The following is a 19415-nucleotide window of genomic DNA, read 5'->3' on the forward strand; positions in this document are numbered from 1 at the left end:
GAAATGTTGAGCACACTAAACGTCAAGGAGTGACACGATGAACTTTCGCATTCGATACATGCTGGTGGCCAGTGCGTTGCTGTTGGGTGGGTGCGCAACCGATAAGTTCGCTTGCCCCAACCCGAGTGGCGTCACCTGCATGAGCGCGCCGGACGTCTACACGGCGACGAACGAGGCGGACCACGTCACGGGTCTCGACCCGAAGCAAGCGAAGAAACGGTTCAAGGACGGCCAAAGCATGGGGGGGGATGTGGCGCAGCCGACAGCGCCGATCACTGAGGTGTCGGCACCCGCGCCCGCGGCACCCTCCGCCGCAGTTGCGGTGCCGCCGGCGGCACGGCCGAGCGCCTCCAATTGCTGCCATCGTGCGCGGCCTCAGGCTGGACTGGGTGTCCAGGGCGACACGTTGGTGGTGCTGTCTCCGCAGGAGACCGGCACGCGGAGCGCTCCACGTGCCCATGCGGCTGTGTCGGCCGGCACGGCCGCCTATGCGCCGGACGGAGCCGTAGATGCCTTCCGGGAACAAGCCAAGATCATGCGGATCTACATCGCGCCGTGGCAAGACCAGGGCGGCGATCTGCACATGGGCGACTTCATCTATTCCGAGATCACACCTCGCCAGTGGTCAGTCGCGCGGCACGAGACCGACAGCGACGACAACATGTTCCAACTGCTTGGAGCGCCAGGTGCAAGCAATCCGCCGGCCCCGCCCCAGCCAGCTCAAGGTCCGGCCTCCGGTGGTCCGGATCCGTGGCAAGCAGGATCGCAAAACACGCAGCAGCCCCGGCAACCAATCGTCACGCGGGGGTAGCGGCAAAACTTCGGGGTGGCACTCAAAGGGTACGCCCCAAAGAATCCGACAGGATGCAGCGCAGGAAGCAAGTCAAAGGGTGATACGCCACACGCCCGACGACCGCACGGATTTCCATCCGTGGCATCAAAGATAAGGAAATTTCTCATGAACCTGTTCTCCAAGATCCGTGGCAACCGCGCTGTCCGTTCCTCGTCGCTGCTGGTCAAGAACTACGGCCTGCTCTTCGCCCTGGTCGCACTGCTGACCGGCACCGCCTTCGCCGGCAGCACCACTGGTACGACCGGCTTCGGCACCATGCTGACCACCGTGACCGACTGGGCCAACGGCGACCTGGGCAAGCTGCTCGCCGTCAGTGCGTTCCTGATCGGCATGGGCATGGGCATCGTGAAGCAGTCGATGGTTGCCATCGCCCTGGGTATCGGCTTCGCGCTGGCCCTGGCCTATGGCCCGGCCATCATCACGGGCATCTTCACCTTCGCCCTGTAAGCAACGCGCCGCGGAGAGCGGCGTCTGAAAAGCAACGGAATGCAGGTACTCAAGGACGGGCAGGGAATGCCCACATCGTACCGGCCGTCTTCGGATGGCCGGTACGGACTCACCACAAGGAGACTCCAGTGCAGTACGAAGATCGCCAGGAAGCGTTGGTTCGCACGTTTGGTGTAGTGGATGCCTATCACGATGATGACGGTATCTTTGTAGTTTCGCCCGATCGCATGGGCTTTGGTGTCATGGCCAAACCGATCGCGGGTTTTGATCAGCAAATGGGCGAAGCGCTCAATGCACTGCTGAACGTGCCGTTTCCACCCGGCACCATCCTTCAGTTCTGCCTGTATGCGTCTCCGGACATCGAGGACGTGCTGCTCCGCTTCGAAATGATGCGTCAGTACGAGACTGATCCGACCCTCTGCGAGATGACGCGCCAGCGAATCAGCTTCCTGCGCGACCTTACCCAGCGACCGATCGGCCAGGTGGCCGGCGCGCGGCTTCGCCAGATGCGCCTCGTGATCTGCGCCTCGATGAAAGAAGGCTCAGCTGATCCGACGTTTGAAGACATGACGCGCATCCGTGAGCTGCAGCAGAACTTCGAAGCTGCACTGAAAACCATCGGATTCCGTTTCGAGCGACTCTCTGCCGGCTCTTACGTCCGTTTCATGGAATCCATTCTCAATCACGGACCGGATGCGATCTGGCGCAGATCCGCGCAGTCCGATCACGAGGCTGGCGAGCTGCTGTGCAACCAACTGCTCGATCCAGATACAGCGATCGAAGTCGATTCCGATGAGATTCGCCTCGGCTCGCACTGCCACGTCCGCATCCAGCACCCAAAGCGGTACCCAGACTATCTTTACCCAGGCCTTGCCCAGTACTACATGGGCGACATCATGAAGGGCATGCGCGCGATGCGCGATCCGGTGCTCTACACGGTGAACATTCTGTATCCGGACCACGAGGCCAAACGCAGCGCGTTGCTCCGGGACTTTCAGTGGGCAACACGAAATGCTGAAGGGCGGCTCGCCCGGTTCGTGCCTGAGTACGCCCAGCGAGCGACAAGCCTGCGCATCATGAACGATGCGGTAAACAAGGGCGATCGCATCGTCTACGCCTACATCTCAGCCGCGACGTTCTCGACGACGCGCGAGCAGTCCATCCAGGCCGCTACGGCGGTACAAGGCATGTTCCGCACGGCTGGCTTCCAGACCTTGCCTGATCGTTACGCGCTGCACGCGATGTTCGCGCAAATGATGCCCTTCGCAGCAGAAGAGGACGCGCGGAACTTCCTTGCCTCCTATCGGACCATGGCCACTTCGCACGTCGTTCCCATGCTTCCAGTGATCGGAAGTTGGGGCGGTAGCTACAACCCGCTGCTGACACTCATCGCACGGGACGGGCAGTTGATGCCTTGGTCGCCCTACGACTCCGAGAACAACTTCAACATCGTGATCGCGGCGCAGTCCGGATCGGGCAAGAGCTTTCTGGCGAACAACATCGTGTCGAACTTCCTGTCCATCGGCGGCCGCGCCTGGATCATCGACAAGGGCTACTCGTACAAAAAGCTATGCGAGCAGCAGGGTGGCGAGTACATCGAGTTCACTGATGACACCGACCTGTGCTTGAACCCGTTCTCCATCGTCAAGAACTTCGTCGACGAAGTGGAGATCCTGGTTGGCGTGTTGTCGGTGATGGCGGCACCGAAGGAGGGCTTCTCCGAATTCCAGCTGCCTGCCGTGATGCGTATCCTCACCGAACAATGGGACAAGCATGGGAAGAAGCTCACCATTGATGCGCTGGCTGAGGCCTGCCTGGCGGAGGGAGACGACCGCATCAAGGACGTGGGTCATCAGCTGTTCGCCTTCACGTCGAAGGGCCAATACGGTCGATTCTTCAACGGCGAATCCAACGTCGATCTGAACAACCGCCTGGTCGTGCTGGAGTTGCAGCAGTTGTCCGGTCGCGAGCACCTGCAGCGGCTGGTGCTGTTGCAGATCATGTACGCGATCCAGCAGTCGATGGACAGCCTACCGCGCGACATGCCGAAGATCATCCTCATCGATGAGGCATGGCAATTGCTCAGCTCTGGTGAGACCAAAACCTTCATCGTGGGTTGGTACCGCCAGCTGCGAAAGTTTGGCGCGACGGCAGCCATCTGTACGCAGTCCATCAATGACTTCTATGCCTCGTCCGGCTCCGAGGCGATTGTTGAGAACTCCGCGCATAAGTTGTTGCTCGGCCAGAAGAAGGAGTCGATCGCCATGGTCAAGCAGACCGGTCGCCTGCCGATGTCCGATGGCGAGTACGCCTTGCTGGAATCCGTGCACACCGTCAAGGGCGAGTACTCCGAAATTCTGTTCAGTGGCCCGGCAGGCACCGGTGTCGGGCGCCTGGTTGAATCGGACTTCAATCTTTTGCTTTTCAGTTCCGATGCGCGAGATGTCAGCGCGCTCAAGGCCTTCACGGATCAGGGCATGACAACCGTGGATGCCATCAAGGAGGTATTGCGTCAGCGTGGGAAGAAGCACGAAGGGAGCTTGGCTGCATGAGCACGGAGTCCAAAAACCAAACGGAGTTGGGGAAGCTGCTGTTGCTGGTGGTCTGGCCTCCCGTGGCGGCCCTTGTTGTGGCCTGCGCTCTGTACCAGTGGAAGCTAAAGCCAGCTCTGTCCGCGCGGCCGCCCGTTGCTGTCATCAACGTGGAGAAGGCAGTGACCTCGGGCATGGATCCGGCCGGATCCCCAGCATCCGTGCAGGCCGCGATTACCAAGACCAAGGCAGAAGCGAAGGCGCTGCGCGACCACGGCTACGTGGTTCTCAATGCCAGCTATGTGTACGCGTATCCGTCCACCTATGAGGCCAACCCGTGAGCGCCGTGGTCAAAGGTGGATTCTTCCGTCGAATCGTCGAGCGCGTGTTCGCACGGCCGGAATCGTCGACCCCGCGCTGGTCGGCGAACAAGATCCTCAACATCGTTTGCGGGACCACGATCGCTTGGATGCTCCTGTGGCTGGGCGTGAGTCACTACTGGCGCCTGGGTGTCGAGATGCAATCGCAGGGCTGTCTGCCGTGGCGTTATTTCGTACTGACCACGCACGCCCCGACAACGATCGAGCGCAATCAGACGTACCAGTACCAGTCGGAAGGCGCGCCTCTCATGCCGAACGGTATGCGCATCGTCAAGTACGTGGCTGGGCTACCAGGTGACCACGTTGTGGTGAATGCGTCCGGCATTTCGATCAACGGCAAGTTTTGGGGCCCGGTGAGTGCTGAAACGCTGCGGAAGGGCCACATGACGATCGCGCAGGTGACCAAGGACTACATCGTGCCCCCTGGGAAGCTTGTTGTTCTCGGCACCACGTCGGTTACGTGGGACAGCCGGTACTGGGGGCCGATCAACCGCATGCAGGTGAACGCGAGGGCGTACCACTTATGGTGAGCTTTCCGAAAACCGTAGCGGCATTGTTCGCTTTGGCGTTGGTGGCAGGTTCCGCTTTCGCGCAGACCGCTGGACAAGTTGCGGAGTCGAGTTCTGCCGGACTGCCGGAGGCCTCGATCGCCACCCTGGTCAAGCCGGACGTCGCCGTGCCGGCGACGCCGAGGTCCGGCAATGAGTGGCAGAGGCAGGCTACGGCGCTGATCCAGCGGGAAAAGCTGAAGCACGCCGCGGATCTCAATGCTGCAACGACGAAGCCGGCAGCGGATGCCAGCGACTACGACCAGTTGACCTCGCTGGCGAAAGACAGCGCCGACATCATCTCGCATCCGGAGAAGGTCGTCGGGTCGAACTGGCAAGCCGATGCCGATGGACGTCAGTCCGCAGCCGAGAAGGAGAACGCGTCGACGCTGGCAACGCTGACGCAGCGGACGCCCACCGCCATGCAGGCGGAGTTGGACAAAGCTGCCCAGACGCTCGGCATGGACTCTCCCACCGGCGACGCGCTGGTCAGCCAGATGAAGGCACAGGCAGCGGCGGCGCACCGACCCGTGCACTTCCGACTTTTCGTGTCTCAGTCGATGGGCGACGACGCCGTGCGCATGGCCATGCTGCTTGGCAAGGGTCACGACGACATGCAGTTGGTGTTCCGCGGAATGAAGCCGGACCAGACCATCAGCCAGCTCAGCCGGTACCTCATGTCACTGCACAAGGCGGCACCCAAGCACGATGAGCGGCTGCCTTCGATCGTTATCGATCCGATCTACTTCAGCCAGGAAAACGTGGCGGCCGTGCCGGTGCTCGAGGAGCTAGACGATCAGGGCAAGGTCGTTGCCCGTGTGTCTGGCATTGCCGATCCGAACTGGATCGCGGCGCAGGTGAAGGACGGCCGGACGGGCGACTTGGGCACTCTGGGTCCGGTGAAGGTGGTCGCCGAGCTGGACATGATGAAGGTCATGCAAGCCAAGGCCAAGGCCTTTGACGTCGAGGGTTGGAAGAAGCACGCCGTCGACAGCTACTGGACCAAGGTCCCGTTCACCGAGCTGCCGGCGGTGACTGAGCAGAAGACGTACACGATCGATCCTACGGTGGTCGTGACGCACGACATCACCCTGCCGGACGGCAAGGTGATCGCGAAAAAGGGCGACCGGTTCAATCCGCTCAAGGACATAGGGTTCCACCAGAAATTGCTCATTTTCGACGAGACGGATCCGGCGCAAGTGGACTACGCCGTGGCGTTCTTGAAGGCCAACCCTGACATCACCGTGATGCTCATTACGACCAAGGTCGATCGAAAGGGTAGCTGGCAGGGCTACCGCGACGTCGAGAACAAGATGCGCCACGCCATCTACATGCTCAACCAAAGCATCGTCGATACATGGAAGTTAGAGGCCGTGCCGAGTGTGGTCACGGCGAACAGTTCGGTCTTCGTCATTAACGAGGTGCCAGTGCACCAGGGAGGGTCTAATGTTGCTGATTACGCGTCGCCGCGGTGAAAAACTGACCATTGGGGACAATGTCGAGGTGACCCTCGTTGGGTTCCGAAATGGAGCCGCCCAGATCGGCATTGTCGCGCCGAAAAACGTGACGGTCTTGCGCAACGAACTCATGGAGCGGCCGACGTCGCCTCGCCATGTGGTCTCGGGTGCGCAGAGCGACGACAATGAAAGGTGAGCGAGTCACCTTGTGGAGCGCGGTGCTGGCCATCGCGCTCCTTCTTCCGGGCCTGTCGCATGCACAGGCTGCGGGCGGCGGCACGTCCACCAGTAGTGGCGGCATTTCGCTGAGTGCGGCGACGTGCCCCGACTCGAACTTCTTCGGTGGCGCGATGTTCTCCAGCCTGTGCTGGTCGTGCTTCTTTCCTGTGGTGATCGAGGGCTTTCCCATCGGGGACGGCCCGCTACCCAGCGACACGGCGTTCCCGGAGTGCATCTGCCCGGGCAAGACGTTCGGTATTCCCAGTCTCGGAACGGTGGTTGGGCTCTGGGAGCCGGCGCACCTATTCGAGATCGTCCGGCAGCCCTGGTGTTCTCCGATCATGGGCAAGCCGCTCATGGACAGCAGCATCAGTTCGGCGACCAGTAATACCGGTTTCGGCGGCCTATCGCGGTGGGGTGGCTATAACTCCCACGACGCCGGCGGTGATAACCAGTCCCAGGACAGCACGTTCTACAACTTTCATTGGTGGATGTATCCAGCCAACTACCTGGTCGACGCCCTTGTGGGATCGGACGCGGACAAGCATGAGGGCCAGGATCTGGATATCGCCTATATCTCGGAAATTGACCCGACGTGGATCAATGACGAGATGTCCTATTACACGCAGCCGGAGGCGAAGCTCTTTGCCAATCCGATTGCGATCGCTGCATGCGCTGTCGATGCCGTGGCGTCAACGGTGTCGAAGCCCTTAGTCTTCATGTACTGGTGCGCCGGCACATGGGGCCACGCCTACCCGTTCACGGGAAACGTCAACAACAACGACGATCCCCAGCGCAATGCCTCTCTTGTGACGTTCCGTGCGCTGGCGGCCCTGAGTCGACGGACGTTGGCGCGACGAACCTACGGGGACGATTCGACCTGTGCTGATTCCATCAATCCGATGATCCAGAAGCAGGAATACCGCCTGCAGACCTTTTATCCGGTTCCGGAGAAGAGTGGAAATCACTGGCTTGGCGCTTCGGTATTTAATTGGGGCGAGTGGCGGAATATCCCTTATCGGGGAGAGGATTTTATTATCGCAGAGTGGAGATATACGGAATATTGCGAGGTATATTGGTAAACTAAGCGGTGGATATTAATATAAACCGCACATTAACACCCTTATTCGAGAATGTCATGAAAGATCGCCACCTCCTAAATCATGCTTTGATTATCGGCATCGTTTCCGCGGTGGTGATTTGCGTCGGTGCATTTTCGCCGCCGGCCGTAGCTGGCGGCGCGCAGACTGGGACGCAGCCCGCGACTTCGTCGACCTCGATCGCACCGTCCAAACCGGCTGTGGCATCTTCGGTGGTGAGCGGTGAAATCGCAGACGCGGGGACGTTTGGCGACGCGGTGCTTGCGGCCAAGCCGAATATTCAGGTGACCACGGGCGGCGAGAAGGGCCTTGGTGTCGCTACGGTCAATGGGCAACAGATCGACGTCAATCGCCTTGTCCCGAATACGACGGACTCGAGCTATGTGACCCGGCTGCAGCAGGCGAACAACGGCAAGGATCTGCTTGGCCTGAAGGCCATGTACGACCAGGAGACTGCGGCCGACGACTTCAGGACAGATGTAACGACTCAGGCCAGTACGACGGTCAACAACTCAGCCGCCAATCGCACCTATACCGACAAGAGCGTGGCGAACGATTCGACCATGAACTCGTCGGCCGCGGTAATCAATAACTCCAAGGGCGGCAACATTCTTGGCGACGTATTCGCAGCATGCAGCTCGCAGACGGTTAGCACGCCGACACAAGGCACAGGAACAATCCACAACGACGAGACCTGCAACAAGGTGATGTTGCCGGGCAATGGCGGCCCAGCGTGTACGCGGACCCGTACGGGCAATGCCTCCTACACCATCCTTCCCGGCAACAAGGACGCGGTGCTCAACGTCGACAAGGACAGTTCGCACACGCAGTGCACGCGCGCAACCACGGTGACCCAGTACCCGACCACCATCAGCCAGGCTGACGATGCCGACCTGCAGCTGACCACAGAAACAGGTGGCCTTTCGTGCACGCGCCAGATCACCGCGTCCCTGAGCACGACCAACACGTCCGGATCGGCGCAAGGCGACCTGCCGGTCAACACGGAGAGTGGTGGACAATCCTGCGCCCGCGTTGTCACCGTCGCGAATGGATCTCCCGCCGACTTGGGTCTCGTCAAGGTACTGGTTTCCACGCCGGGCGGGGCCCAGTGTTCGATTGACGAGCGAGACTACAACGTCAGCTCGAATCTTCCGGCGGGTACGCAAACCATCGGCAACATCTGGTTCGTGCCCACGCAGAACACCGGCTACTCCGAACCGAGAGTGATGGTTCCTCCGTCCATGGCCAACGGCTGGGTGGCGGAACTCGTTGCAAGCTGCCCGGCAGGCGGTGGTGGTGGCCTTGGCCAGGTGGCTCCCATGAGCAAGGACGGCGGGCGAGTGGTGCCCGTCATGTTCAATGGTTGGATCGGATACATGGAGTTCGAAGCCTACGGCACTCCGAGTCATACGGTCGGAGTATCGGACTCGGGCAACTGCGGCGACGCTGGCACCGCCGATTGTCCGGCGAAGTGGACCTGCACGAAGAACGCTCCGACGACGTACAACGGGATTTCCCTCACGGTCGCTGATGCCCAGTCGAAGTCGCCGCTGTTTCCCGGTGCCGGTTCTTCGTGCGCGGCTGCCACCCTGAACCGAGTCTGCAGTGGCAGTGCCACCAACACGTCGACGATCAGTATTGCTCCGAGCATTCCACCGGGTACTACCGGCGATGCCGCACGGCCGAAGCCGATGACCGAGAAGATCTTCGAGGGGATTCTTCCGACGGCCTACGCGCAGTCATCACCGGGGACGGGGTTCAGCAACTTCACGTGGAAGGTCACCAACCCACAGCCTGGCGTCACGGTAACGCTCACGCAAACGCCGAGCGCGGCCAACGGATGGGTAGCAGGCTTCTCGGTGACCCGCACGGACTTCAGCTACGTGCCGCAGAAGCCGCACATCCTCATGAGCTGGACGATCGCAACAACCACGGTGAAGTTTGGTACCGGCGACACGGGCAATTGTTCCGACACTGGCAGCACGGCCTGTCCTACGAAGTGGACCTGCACGCAGAACGCTCCGACCACGATCAGCGGCTATCCGATTTCAGCAGCTCAGGCGCAGACCTACGCGCCGCTGTTCCCCAGTGCACCGAACACCTGCACCACGGGCCAACTGAGTCGCGTCTGCAGTGGATCCAGTTCCATCGGCACCACCGTCGGCATCGGGTCGTTGCTGCCTGCAGGTACCACCGTCATCACCAACTTTGCGTGGACGGTGACGAATCCGAACTCGTTGGTGACCGTCAGCTTGATCTCGGCTCCCACCATGGCCAACGGCTGGACGGCAAGCTTTCAGGTAACGCGTCAATACAACGGTGGTGCTGCGCCGCCGCTGCCGCATGTGCATCTGACGTGGCAGGTTGCCGGCCCGAACAAGATCGTCATCGGGTATGCGGACACCGGCAGTTGCAACGTCACGACCGCGGATACCTATTGCCACATGGGGTGGAGCTGTACCTCGAACGCGCCGCAGACGATCGATGGCATCGTGGTGAACGCACCGAACCCCACGCCGCTGTACCCGGGGGCAACGCCGACCTGCTTGAGCGGCACGCTGGCGGAGGCATGTGCTGGTACCGGTGCGGTCACCACTTCCGTCTCGATCGCCGACCAGATCTATCCGGGAGACACCGCGATCACCGGCTTTGCGTGGACGATCACCAGCCCGGTCTCCGGCGTCACCGTATCGCTGATTCAAACGCCCTCACTGGCGAACCAGTGGGTGGCGATTTTCCAAACCGTGCGAACCGATTGGACGACTCCTCCGGCGAATGGACCGGGTGTCCACCTTTCGTGGGACATGAACGGCGCTCCGCAGTACCAGTTCCAAATCGTCGACTCCGGAAATTGCAGCACACAACCCACGAGCTTCTGCTCCGTGGTGTGGAAGTGCGACCAGAATGCGCCTGTGACCATTGACGGCATCGTCGTTCCGGCGTCTGTCATTCAGCAGCAGCCGGCGCTGTTTCAGGGTGATGGCGGCACGTGCATGAAGGCCGAGCTCGACTTCAACTGCACCGGAGTCTGGGACGGACAGGGCGGCCAAGTGTGTTGGACGAACGATGCCGGCGCGACGCAATGCACGACGGTTCCGCCGAGCGGCAGTCCACCGGACACGTGCCAGGACCTGGAAAACAACAAGGCGTGCATCCTCAAAACCAGTGACTGTGCTGACGGGGCCACGGATGCGAACGGCTTCTGCTACGTGATGACCTACGACTACGACTGCATCCAGGAAGTGCAGGTGCCCGATGGCAACACGAGCACCGTGACGACGTGCACCAGCGCGCAACCTTGCCTGGATGGTACCTGCACACCCCCTAGCCGCCCGGCAGAGACGACGGACCGCAACAAATCCATTGCCCGGCAGGTCATCGTGCAGACGATCTCCAACGACTGGACTTGGCAGGGCGCCCAGCCCGCGGTTCCGGCACCAACGCCAAAACCGGAGCCGGTGCAGGCCCCGGGCATTTCCGATCACTGATGAGCGAGGCATGACGCAATGACACGGAAGTCCCACTACCAGCGCGGCCTGCGCAAGGCCATTCTCTTGGCTGCGCTGATCGCGTGCGGCGGAGCGCTCGCGCAGACCGCTCCGCAATACAGCAACCCACCGAACCCGACGCCGCCGACGCCTGCCGGGTGGACGCCCGCGCAGGCAAGGCAGTGGCTTTTGCCGAACCAGCAAGTTGCTGGCGATGGCCAGCCGATGGGGTTCACTCAGGGCATCTCGGCGGCGACTTACCAGCATCTCCGATTCCTCGCAGGGCGCCACCTCAGCTGTCGCAACATTCTCGGCAGCCTTCTGAAGTGCTGCCGCGCGGCCGTGCCGGATCAGCAGCAGGCCTGGTGGAAGCAATATGCGCAGACGCAGCGCCAGTCGAACGCATCAAACCAGGCCGCGGTCGTTCAGCACGTGCAAGGTGCGTGGTCGCAGATCAATGGTGGTGCCAACACCTTCTCGCTTGACCAGCCGCTGACGTCGAACTACGAGAACATCAACGGCGGCGGTAATGGGCCGCCGGCGAACTCGCCACAGTCTGGTGATCTTCAGACCATGAACGATCAGTTCATGGCCAACGAGGATGCGAACGTAAAGCCGCACCTCGGCTGGTATTGCGACGGCTCGGATTTCGATACCGCCGTGGGCAAGAATCTTGGTGAATGCCATTACCTTGGCTCGAAATGCTCCACGAGTGTGCTCGGCGTGTGCCTGATCAAGAAGGAGGAGTACTGCTGCTTCAACTCGCCAACCAGCCGGATCCTCCGGGAGAAGCTTTTGTCCGAAGGCATCGGCGACATGGGCACGGCCAAGAGCCCGAACTGCCAGGGCATTTCGCTCGCTGACATGGCCAAGGGAGCCCTGACGAACACGGACACGTCCGAGATCATCGGCCGAATGGAACTCGGTGGCTATCTGCCAGCCGACCTCTTCTCCGGGAATCAAATGCAGGTGCAATACACCGGCAGCGGCAGCGACATTGGCGATCCATCGCGCCTCATTGCCAGCGACCGCACGGACGCTACAGTCGGGAAGATGGATCCGGCAGCCGCGTCATCGTCGATCGAAGCCGAAGCCATGGACTCGGTTCCTACGGCCGTCATTTCCACGCCGACCGGCCCCGGCCAGGTCAGCTTCAGTTCCGGCTACCTTTCCGTGACATCAGGCAAGCCGGTGGTCGTGAGCGTGACCCGTAACGGTGGCCTCGGGATGGTGTCGGTCACCGTGAGCACGACTGCCGGGACGGCAGCGGACGGCGCTAACTACAGCGGTACCAACAGCACCCTCTATTGGGGCAACGGGGACGTGAGCGAGAAATCCGTGACGATCCCGACCCGCGCATTCGGAGGCACTACATCCAAGTCGTTCACTATCACTCTGTCGGCACCCACTGGCCAGGCGACGCTCGATCCATACGCCACCATCCAGGTCGACCTGCAGCCCTCTGGAAGCTAATCATGCCCATGCTGGATGCCCCCGCTGTTCCCGTGATTCTCGACGCGATGCTTGCCGCGCAGCCCGTATCGCTTGGCCTGAAGTTTCGGCAGGCTTTGCGTGACGTCGGCGACGACCAGGCCGATCCCTTGACGCTACTGCGCAACTCCTACCGACGTCTTGGCTACCCGGCCGACGACCGGAGAAAGCGCCTGGAGATGATGTTGTGGCCTGTTGCCTCGATGGTGACGGGCTTTCGCTGCGAGCGCGAATTCCCGGCCCCTGTGCCTGTGCTTGGTGACTTCCACGTGGCGCTGGAGGCGATGGCGATCTACACGACCCATCTGTTGAGAGATGTGGTGCAGTTCGTCGAATCGTCGCACCGTGGACGCATGCGTGATCTGTACAAGACCGAGGAGGTGGCTCACTCCGTGGAGGTGGCGCTCGCGCTCAAGCCCGTGGAAGTGTTGGAGGCAGTGCTCGAGGCTGCCTGGAAGGAGCGCATGGCGCTGCCCTATGTGTCCTCTCGGGTGGTGTTGAGCTCGACCCCTGAAAAGTTCGCATGGGCTTCGGGACACGACGTGTTCACGGCGTCGGCCACAGGTCTCACGTGGCACCGCTATGGCGTCATCTGGCTCGGGCAAGGCCACCTTTGTGGTGGCGTGCCGCGACTGGACTACGAGGAGCGCGCGGTACTGCGCGCCAGCGTCCACGACGTCGCTTCCACCGAGTCCCAGTGGGGCGGGGAGGCACGTGCAAGCGGTGCGGACGTGCTTCCCTTGGCAGAACGGTCGACAAGGGAACAGGGATGAAAGGTCGTCGACCTCGCACGGACGCCGAGGCCGAAGCCCGCTGGCAGGCGGACTATGCGCGGCTGCGCGAGAACAGCCCAACGCGCTGGGGACGGTGGATCAGCTCCAAGCTCGTATTCGTCCCATCCTGGGTGGCGCGGTTGTATGGGGGCGTCTTCTTGTGGTTGGGCTGGGTGGTCGTCGGTCGGGACTTTCTCGACGCACCGTTCTACGCGCGGCAGTACATCCTCAGCCACCTTTGGGCGCGGGTCACGCACGGTCATCCCCTGGCAGCGATAGGCATTTTCTTGTGCACCGGAGCGATGACGCTGCTGGTGCAACTGGCTAACTCGAGTTTGCTGAGCCTGGTCATCGGATTTGGGTCGCTGGCCCTGCTTGTTTGGGCGAATCTACCGCGGCGTGAGCTCGAAGCTGACGACGGCGCGAGCGCAGTGATCGGTCGTAGCGGAGTGCGGGCGGGGATCATGTGGAGCATCAAGCGGAGGATGGATCGGCTCACGCCTGACAACCGTCGACGCTTGAAGCGGATGGGGTGGACGGAGACGGAGCCACCTGAGTGACAACACGTGGTACGACGCCAATGGGAGATGTCAGAATGAACAACACCAACGCCCTTCAGGAGCGGGACGCAACGAAGCCCGCGACCCACCAGGGAGCCTTCCGAAAGTACGACGTTCGTCGAGTCGACGGTAAGCAGGATCCGGAAGGCGCGGAGTACTTCGTGCTGCGTGTGGGTGATCCCTTGGCGACGGCCGCGATCGACGCCTATATCAAGGCGGCGGCGAGTGATTACCCCATGCTTGCTGCTGATCTCCGCGCGCAATTCCTCGAACGTCCATCGTCCGTGTGACGGAAGCTACCGCTTTCCGGCACCAGTAGATGGGTACTGGTTGGTCGATCGGGGCGTCCGGCGAAAAGGCGCTCGAAACAGGCACATTTTAGGCGGGGACGATCTGAGCCAGAGGCTAGACTGCGGACATGGAGATGGATCACCAATCGCAGGGCGGCACGGAGCAGAGCATGTCCTCAATCGCCCAGAAAGACATTCCGGCGGTCCACGAGATCCTCGCCGATCCTGCAACGTCCTTTTGGCTCAAAGAGAGCTTGCGCTCCGCCTTGGCGCGCGACCCGGTTGACGCGCTGAACGATGCCGATGTGCTGGTCGCTGTGCTCGACCGGCATGCGCGTACCGCCCTTGAAGGGCACCGGAGCGCGTCATGACACCCCAACGCGGCGACACCCCGGCATTCCGTGCCGCGATGACCGATCCCAACCGATCCGGTTGGTTCCGCTACTGGCTGATGCTGGCGTGGGAGCGTCGACCACGTGCCGATGCGCTCAAGGACGCGCTGGCCTTGCAGAACGCGCTCGATCCAACGACGCCGATGTTCAGCGTCAGCGGACTTCTTCGCAGTGAAAGGGCCAGCTATTGGCTTCGCCATGCCTTCCAGAGTGCCATTCGCCAAGCGCCGCCGGCGGCGCATGAAGAATCGGGTCTCCTTGTCGAGCTGCTGCGCGAGCGCGTCGCTAACTCCCATCCCACGTTCCCTGACGACAACGACCAGGTAGCTGCATGAAACGCTGTCTTTTCCATCTGACCTTCCTGTTGCTGGCCACATTTGGCGTGTGCGCCTACGCCCAGGATCTCCTCGCTCCCGAGCAAGCCTTCCAGATCAGTGCCGTGCGCGAATCACCTGGCCGTGTCGTCCTGACGTGGTCCATCGCACCTGGGTACGCAATCTACCGGGATCGGGTGAAGGTGGTGCCGAGCGACGACCAGGTGCGCATCGGAGAGCTGTCGTTGCCCGCCGGGTATATGGCTGATGATCCGAGCCTGAATCTCGGAACGGTCTATGAAGGACGGTTTGTGATGAGCGTGCCCTACGCGCTGGCTGAGGGGGCGACGAGCCCCGCGTTGCAGGTGGAAGTGGGCGGTTGTCATCACACCGATCCACTGGTGTGCTTCCCACCCTATCGGGTCACCGTACCGATCCGGCAGATGGCCAGCGTGACACCTTAACGCCCTCGCGCAGGGACGCGCATTCACCCGACCCGGAGACGGTCATGCTGCAGGCCCTCGTCGATTTCATCGTCGCCCACGCGGCATGGTCCGGTGCGTTGGTCGCACTGGTCGCTTTTGTGGAAGGCCTGGCGCTGGTGGGCACCTTCATGCCTGGCAGCACCATCCTGATCGCCGTGGGGGCGGCAAGCTCGCACTCGATGGAGATCCTTGTGCCGCTGATCGTCTGCGCGGCGGTTGGTGCGATCGCCGGCGACACGCTGTCATACCGGTGGGGACTCACGCGTGGACAACATTTCCTCAGCCAGCCGTCGCTGGTACGCCATGCCGCCTGGGTTGAGCGCACGACGCGCCTCGTGCGCTGGCGCGGAGAGATCGGGGTGCTTGTGGGCCGTCTCTGTCCGCCCATGCGGTCGATCATGCCGCTGGTCGCCGGTATGAGCGGCTTGCACCTTGGTCGCTTTGTCGTGGCCGACATCGTCGCGTCGACGCTCTGGTCAGCAGCTCACCTCGGCGGCGGAGCCTATGCCATTCACCTAATGCACTTCTCTCATTGACTCATCAAGGAGCACGACACGATGGACTCGAACGTCAATACCGGACAGACATCTCGCGAAATTCCTGCCACTCGCATCACGGACTCAGCCAACAAAGGCGAGGCGTGGGCGCAGGCACATGCAAAGTCCATTCGCGTAGTGACGTGGCTGCTGGTCGCCGGCATGGCGGTTCTTTGGTTCGTCAAACACCACTGAGCGCCGGAGCGGAGAAACTGCCATGCACACTCGCCACCACTTCGCTACCGGCATGCTTGTCGCGGCGCTCACCCTGTCCGGCTGTACATCTCCAGCGCCGCCGGCTGGCATCGCCACCGCCGTCGCGCAAAAGGGACTGTGGGACTACGCAGGCAAGGTGAACGTCGTCCTGGAAGGCAAACCGATCACGAGCTTTCCTCGCCAGTGGCAACTTTGTTTGAAGACCGATGGTGAGTCGCCCATGGTCAAGCCTGAGGGTACCGCAGTCACACATTGCACGCCGGCAGCGAAGACTGCTACTGCAACGGGCTATCACTCCGTCATGACGTGTGTGTCGACGGACGACGACAAGAGCAACACGATGACGGAAGCACTCGACGTCGCCACGGGAAACGATGGGCGAACCGTGACCATCACGGGCAACATCACGACAACGCTGAGCGACGAGACCAAGCGTCCTGAGCCGATGATCATGGACATCAAGGCTTCCGGGCACTGGGCTGGCGATTGCAGGTAGTCCGTGGGCTCCCGCGGCAGCCTGCAAAGCGCCAAGTTGGAGTAGTCCGAATTCCGTTTAATCATCGTGACGTACCGTAGGCGTCAACCGTAGAGCACGGTCACCATTTCCAACCCATCGAGCCTCTTTTGCCATGCAGATCGGAAGCATTCCAAAAACCTTCATCGTCATACTGGGAAAGCAGCTGTGACGCTCATTCAGCAATTGCTTGCTCGGCCGCTCTCGCTACTGGGGTTCATACCAACGTCAGTGATTCGCGAAAAGCTGCACTTCGCACGGACGGTCGGCAAGCGCCTCGACGAACACCGCGAGGTGGTCGAACGACTGGAAGATGAGTCGGACTTCCTTGTGCGTTTCCCATGGCACATTGGACACTTGGCAACGCAGGACGACTATCTGGTGCGCTTGTATCACCTGGTGCATGCGACGTGGCCCGACGACGCCACGTGCACTTCCGGTGGAGGGCAGTGGCGGCAGCGGTCTGGAGAGGTCGTGCGCCCTCGGCCCAAGTTGCTCGGACCCTGCCGATTGCCTGGGTATCTCGAGCAACAGCTCCAGCCTTCGGCAGGCGGGGACCAAGCCAGATGGTTCCGAACGAAAAAGCCGCGGGTGAAGGGGCCCATGACGCCATGACCGACCGATCTTCGTTTGACGTTGCCAAACTCGGTCAGGCTGGTGAGAGCGTGGACAGGTTTCTGAGCGCCACGAAATCCGTCTTGCCATCGGAAGTCCGAGGCGAAGTGACTGCTTTGCTGTATGCCGAACTCATGAAGGGCGCGGATGCCGATGCACTCCTCGACTACCTGATTCGCAATCGCCCGGGGGAAAATGCGAAAACAAATGCGGCGTACGACGCCCTACTGGAGCCCATGGAAAAGGAGTTGAAGGTCGTCGTTGAGCCCGGTCGTGGTGTCCCGACTTTCCGGAGACTAAGGATGACGGGATCCTTCGACGTCGTCGTTCGTCGACGTGAAAGCTGTGCGGTGCGGGTAATGGCAACACCGGCCCAGTGTGCTGAGCGGGTATTGATCGAAGTTCTCGGCGACACCCTGATTCTGAGCGACAAGAAAGCGCTTGCTTCGCGCCGGAGGGGCGATTCCATCGTCTCTGCAGGGGTTGGCAGCCTCGTCGCCGGCGGATCGATCACCATCGGACACAACGGTCGCGGCGCAACGATCAGTCATGACGGTATTGTGGTTCGCGGTCACGAGGCAATTCGAATCGAGGTCGACGCGCCGTATCTGGCGTTGATCGACGTGTCGGGTGCCGGTGACCTCATGATCGAAGATCTGCAGCAGCCAGTGCTCGAGCTCGATGTTTCCGGTGCTGGAGACGCGCGTGTGACGGGGCGTGTCGAAGAACTGCGGCTTCATCTCAGCGGCGCTGGTGATGTTGATTGCGGTGGTTTGGTCTGCGAGCGCGTGCACGGCCGTATCAGTGGCGCTGGCGACGCCGAAGTGTTCGCCTCGAAGCTCGCCGACTTTCGGATCAGCGGCGTCGGGGAGGTTGTCGTATTCGGTGCCCCTGAGGAACGTCGCGTGCAGGTGTTCGGCTTGGGCAAGGTGAGATACCGGTAACTGGAGAGGAATCATGTCGAAAGACAGTGATCAGGCCGCCTTACCTCGCGACAGTGATCAGACAAGGGTGCCGTTGGCCACTGCCGTGCATCTTTACAGCAACGTCGTCTGGATCGAGAACGACCTCCTCGGCGATCACCACGTGATGGTGCAGAGTGAGGCCCCAGGGTCGACGCCGCATAGCTACTGCACGTTCCACTACGACCATCGGTACACCAGCAATTCGAGCCTCGATCAGGCGGCCGAGCGCCTGGCTTTGTCGATCGGGGCAACCGCTCCCGTCGAGCGACGCTTTCGCGAGATTGCAGGAGCGTCCAGTTCTGGCTCGAAGGCGGTCAGGATCCTGTCGGCACCGGAAACACGCGTCGAGAACGGCCCGGTCCAGTTCGGTGACGACTGGCCGGGAGTATTCATTCGCGGGGATTCCGCCGGGTACTACGCTATGACCTTGCGCGCGTTGCTGGAGCCCGTTCCGGAGGGGGCGGGTTCAACCGATGTGTTCGTCAGGATCCAACTCCGTGGTCTATACGATCTTCTTCGGGCGAGCGTGGTCGGCCCGGCAGCCGGCATGTTTCAGCCGATCAACTAGGGTGGTCGCTTCCAATTTTCACCCAAAGAGGTGAAACTTTGACGCTATGACCCTCCAGCTCACCGATCGCCAGCAGGAAATTCTCGCCGCCGTGCGGGCCGGACTGGCCGCTGGCGGGGCACCGACGTTGGAAGAGCTGTGCGCCACGGTTGGCATCCGCCAGCCCAGTGCGGTGCTCAAGCATCTGCGTTCCCTCGCCGCGAAGGGATACTTGGTGCTCGAACCCAGTCGGCATCGAGGCATCCGGCTGGCGCAGCCGGCTGAACCGCTACCTGGCCCTGTACTAGCCCTGCCGCTGGTCGGCCGCGTGGCCGCTGGTGAGCCGATCACGGCTGAGACTAACACCGAGCGCACGGTGCATGTCTCCGCCGACCTGTTCAGGCTGAAACCTGATTACCTGCTGCGAGTGCATGGCGACTCGATGCTCGAAGAGGGGATCTTCGATGGTGACCTTGTCGGCGTCTATGCCACGCCGAGCGCGCGGCATGGCGAGATAGTGGTGGCGCGGGTTGGTGGCGATGCGTTCACGATCAAGCGACTGCACCACCGCGGCGGGTCCATCCGCCTGCTACCGGCGAATGCCCGGTATGCGCCGATTGATCCGGACCCGACCGAGGATTTCGCGATCGAGGGACTGTTCGCCGGTTTGATCCGAGGCGCCTGATGGCGGTGT

At 61.6% G+C, this 19415-nt stretch carries 22 protein-coding genes; all 22 read left to right on the forward strand.

The genetic code is table 11. The features are described from left to right. The first annotated feature begins 37 nt into the window (after positions 1-37). The 22 genes from IMW82_RS13695 (at position 38) to lexA (ending at position 19406) form a co-directional block, all read left to right on the forward strand. Positions 38-811: a TraV family lipoprotein gene (locus tag IMW82_RS13695; protein WP_211004909.1), complete on the forward strand. Its 774-nt coding sequence runs from the start codon at positions 38-40 to the stop codon at positions 809-811. A 147-nt stretch (positions 812-958) separates the two neighbouring features. After that, positions 959-1300: a TraA family conjugative transfer protein gene (traA, locus tag IMW82_RS13700; protein ID WP_211004910.1), complete on the forward strand. Its 342-nt coding sequence runs from the start codon at positions 959-961 to the stop codon at positions 1298-1300. 128 nt (positions 1301-1428) lie between these two features. Beyond that, positions 1429-3852: a type IV secretion system protein TraC gene (gene traC, locus IMW82_RS13705; protein WP_211004911.1), complete on the forward strand. Its 2424-nt coding sequence runs from the start codon at positions 1429-1431 to the stop codon at positions 3850-3852. After that, positions 3849-4172, forward strand: coding sequence for a hypothetical protein (locus IMW82_RS13710; RefSeq protein ID WP_211004912.1), 324 nt, complete (start codon positions 3849-3851; stop codon positions 4170-4172). Before traC ends, IMW82_RS13710 begins: the two co-directional genes overlap by 4 nt. Beyond that, positions 4169-4741 (forward strand): S26 family signal peptidase, encoded by a 573-nt coding sequence (locus IMW82_RS17985; protein ID WP_211004913.1) that lies wholly within the window; start codon positions 4169-4171, stop codon positions 4739-4741. The genes IMW82_RS13710 and IMW82_RS17985 overlap by 4 nt, the downstream gene beginning before the upstream one ends. Continuing rightward, the gene (locus tag IMW82_RS13720) at positions 4735-6234 is read left to right on the forward strand and encodes a TrbC family F-type conjugative pilus assembly protein (RefSeq protein ID WP_211004914.1); all 1500 of its coding nucleotides are present in this window, start codon (positions 4735-4737) and stop codon (positions 6232-6234) included. Before IMW82_RS17985 ends, IMW82_RS13720 begins: the two co-directional genes overlap by 7 nt. After that, positions 6206-6412: a carbon storage regulator gene (locus tag IMW82_RS13725; protein ID WP_211004915.1), complete on the forward strand. Its 207-nt coding sequence runs from the start codon at positions 6206-6208 to the stop codon at positions 6410-6412. Before IMW82_RS13720 ends, IMW82_RS13725 begins: the two co-directional genes overlap by 29 nt. Next, the gene (locus IMW82_RS13730) at positions 6402-7517 is read left to right on the forward strand and encodes a TraU family protein (RefSeq protein ID WP_211004916.1); all 1116 of its coding nucleotides are present in this window, start codon (positions 6402-6404) and stop codon (positions 7515-7517) included. Before IMW82_RS13725 ends, IMW82_RS13730 begins: the two co-directional genes overlap by 11 nt. Positions 7518-7573: 56 nt before the next feature. Next, a complete protein-coding gene (locus IMW82_RS13735) occupies positions 7574-11023 on the forward strand; it encodes a hypothetical protein (protein WP_211004917.1) in 3450 nt (1149 codons plus the stop codon). A gap of 18 nt (positions 11024-11041) precedes the next feature. Next, positions 11042-12496 (forward strand): conjugal transfer protein TraN, encoded by a 1455-nt coding sequence (traN, locus tag IMW82_RS13740; RefSeq protein WP_211004918.1) that lies wholly within the window; start codon positions 11042-11044, stop codon positions 12494-12496. 2 nt (positions 12497-12498) lie between these two features. After that, positions 12499-13287 (forward strand): hypothetical protein, encoded by a 789-nt coding sequence (locus tag IMW82_RS13745; RefSeq protein ID WP_211004919.1) that lies wholly within the window; start codon positions 12499-12501, stop codon positions 13285-13287. Further along, entirely contained in the window at positions 13284-13847 is a 564-nt protein-coding gene (locus tag IMW82_RS13750) for a hypothetical protein (RefSeq protein WP_211004920.1), read from the forward strand. The genes IMW82_RS13745 and IMW82_RS13750 overlap by 4 nt, the downstream gene beginning before the upstream one ends. Before the next feature lie 35 nt (positions 13848-13882). Continuing rightward, on the forward strand, positions 13883-14137 hold the full coding sequence (locus IMW82_RS13755) for a hypothetical protein (protein WP_211004921.1): 255 nt from the start codon (positions 13883-13885) through the stop codon (positions 14135-14137). A 170-nt stretch (positions 14138-14307) separates the two neighbouring features. After that, positions 14308-14508: a hypothetical protein gene (locus IMW82_RS13760; RefSeq protein WP_211004922.1), complete on the forward strand. Its 201-nt coding sequence runs from the start codon at positions 14308-14310 to the stop codon at positions 14506-14508. Continuing rightward, positions 14505-14864 (forward strand): hypothetical protein, encoded by a 360-nt coding sequence (locus IMW82_RS13765; RefSeq protein ID WP_211004923.1) that lies wholly within the window; start codon positions 14505-14507, stop codon positions 14862-14864. Before IMW82_RS13760 ends, IMW82_RS13765 begins: the two co-directional genes overlap by 4 nt. Continuing rightward, the gene (locus IMW82_RS13770; RefSeq protein ID WP_211004924.1) at positions 14861-15307 is read left to right on the forward strand and encodes a protein-disulfide reductase DsbD N-terminal domain-containing protein; all 447 of its coding nucleotides are present in this window, start codon (positions 14861-14863) and stop codon (positions 15305-15307) included. Before IMW82_RS13765 ends, IMW82_RS13770 begins: the two co-directional genes overlap by 4 nt. 44 nt (positions 15308-15351) lie before the next feature. Beyond that, positions 15352-15864, forward strand: coding sequence for a DedA family protein (locus IMW82_RS13775; RefSeq protein WP_211004925.1), 513 nt, complete (start codon positions 15352-15354; stop codon positions 15862-15864). 21 nt (positions 15865-15885) lie between these two features. Then, complete coding sequence (locus IMW82_RS13780) at positions 15886-16059, forward strand: hypothetical protein (RefSeq protein WP_211004926.1); 174 nt, start codon at positions 15886-15888, stop codon at positions 16057-16059. Between the two features lie 22 nt (positions 16060-16081). Next, positions 16082-16576, forward strand: a complete 495-nt coding sequence (locus tag IMW82_RS13785; protein WP_211004927.1) for a DUF3617 family protein — start codon at positions 16082-16084, stop codon at positions 16574-16576. Between the two features lie 584 nt (positions 16577-17160). Continuing rightward, the gene (locus IMW82_RS13790; protein WP_211004928.1) at positions 17161-18153 is read left to right on the forward strand and encodes a DUF2807 domain-containing protein; all 993 of its coding nucleotides are present in this window, start codon (positions 17161-17163) and stop codon (positions 18151-18153) included. A 13-nt stretch (positions 18154-18166) separates the two neighbouring features. Next, on the forward strand, positions 18167-18742 hold the full coding sequence (locus IMW82_RS13795) for a hypothetical protein (RefSeq protein ID WP_211004929.1): 576 nt from the start codon (positions 18167-18169) through the stop codon (positions 18740-18742). 46 nt (positions 18743-18788) lie between these two features. Continuing rightward, a complete protein-coding gene (lexA, locus tag IMW82_RS13800) occupies positions 18789-19406 on the forward strand; it encodes a transcriptional repressor LexA (RefSeq protein ID WP_211004930.1) in 618 nt (205 codons plus the stop codon). Positions 19407-19415: the final 9 nt, after the last annotated feature.

It is taken from the genome of Rhodanobacter sp. B2A1Ga4 (assembly GCF_018101315.1).
Taxonomy (GTDB): Bacteria; Pseudomonadota; Gammaproteobacteria; order Xanthomonadales; family Rhodanobacteraceae; genus Rhodanobacter; species Rhodanobacter thiooxydans_A.

Excerpts from the sequence above, each read along its gene's own strand:
- IMW82_RS13745 (WP_211004919.1), top strand. The coding sequence starts at position 12,499 with ATGCCCATGCTGGATGCCCCCGCTGTTCCCGTGATTCTCGACGCGATG.
- IMW82_RS13785 (WP_211004927.1), top strand. The coding sequence starts at position 16,082 with ATGCACACTCGCCACCACTTCGCTACCGGCATGCTTGTCGCGGCGCTC.
- IMW82_RS13725 (WP_211004915.1), top strand. The coding sequence starts at position 6,206 with ATGTTGCTGATTACGCGTCGCCGCGGTGAAAAACTGACCATTGGGGAC.
- IMW82_RS13755 (WP_211004921.1), top strand. The coding sequence starts at position 13,883 with ATGAACAACACCAACGCCCTTCAGGAGCGGGACGCAACGAAGCCCGCG.
- IMW82_RS13765 (WP_211004923.1), top strand. The coding sequence starts at position 14,505 with ATGACACCCCAACGCGGCGACACCCCGGCATTCCGTGCCGCGATGACC.
- IMW82_RS13730 (WP_211004916.1), top strand. The coding sequence starts at position 6,402 with ATGAAAGGTGAGCGAGTCACCTTGTGGAGCGCGGTGCTGGCCATCGCG.
- IMW82_RS13750 (WP_211004920.1), top strand. The coding sequence starts at position 13,284 with ATGAAAGGTCGTCGACCTCGCACGGACGCCGAGGCCGAAGCCCGCTGG.
- IMW82_RS13770 (WP_211004924.1), top strand. The coding sequence starts at position 14,861 with ATGAAACGCTGTCTTTTCCATCTGACCTTCCTGTTGCTGGCCACATTT.
- traA (WP_211004910.1), top strand. The coding sequence starts at position 959 with ATGAACCTGTTCTCCAAGATCCGTGGCAACCGCGCTGTCCGTTCCTCG.
- IMW82_RS13790 (WP_211004928.1), top strand. The coding sequence starts at position 17,161 with ATGGTTCCGAACGAAAAAGCCGCGGGTGAAGGGGCCCATGACGCCATG.
- IMW82_RS13720 (WP_211004914.1), top strand. The coding sequence starts at position 4,735 with ATGGTGAGCTTTCCGAAAACCGTAGCGGCATTGTTCGCTTTGGCGTTG.
- IMW82_RS13775 (WP_211004925.1), top strand. The coding sequence starts at position 15,352 with ATGCTGCAGGCCCTCGTCGATTTCATCGTCGCCCACGCGGCATGGTCC.
- IMW82_RS13710 (WP_211004912.1), top strand. The coding sequence starts at position 3,849 with ATGAGCACGGAGTCCAAAAACCAAACGGAGTTGGGGAAGCTGCTGTTG.
- IMW82_RS13780 (WP_211004926.1), top strand. The coding sequence starts at position 15,886 with ATGGACTCGAACGTCAATACCGGACAGACATCTCGCGAAATTCCTGCC.
- IMW82_RS13735 (WP_211004917.1), top strand. The coding sequence starts at position 7,574 with ATGAAAGATCGCCACCTCCTAAATCATGCTTTGATTATCGGCATCGTT.
- traN (WP_211004918.1), top strand. The coding sequence starts at position 11,042 with ATGACACGGAAGTCCCACTACCAGCGCGGCCTGCGCAAGGCCATTCTC.
- lexA (WP_211004930.1), top strand. The coding sequence starts at position 18,789 with ATGACCCTCCAGCTCACCGATCGCCAGCAGGAAATTCTCGCCGCCGTG.
- IMW82_RS13695 (WP_211004909.1), top strand. The coding sequence starts at position 38 with ATGAACTTTCGCATTCGATACATGCTGGTGGCCAGTGCGTTGCTGTTG.
- IMW82_RS13795 (WP_211004929.1), top strand. The coding sequence starts at position 18,167 with ATGTCGAAAGACAGTGATCAGGCCGCCTTACCTCGCGACAGTGATCAG.
- IMW82_RS13760 (WP_211004922.1), top strand. The coding sequence starts at position 14,308 with ATGTCCTCAATCGCCCAGAAAGACATTCCGGCGGTCCACGAGATCCTC.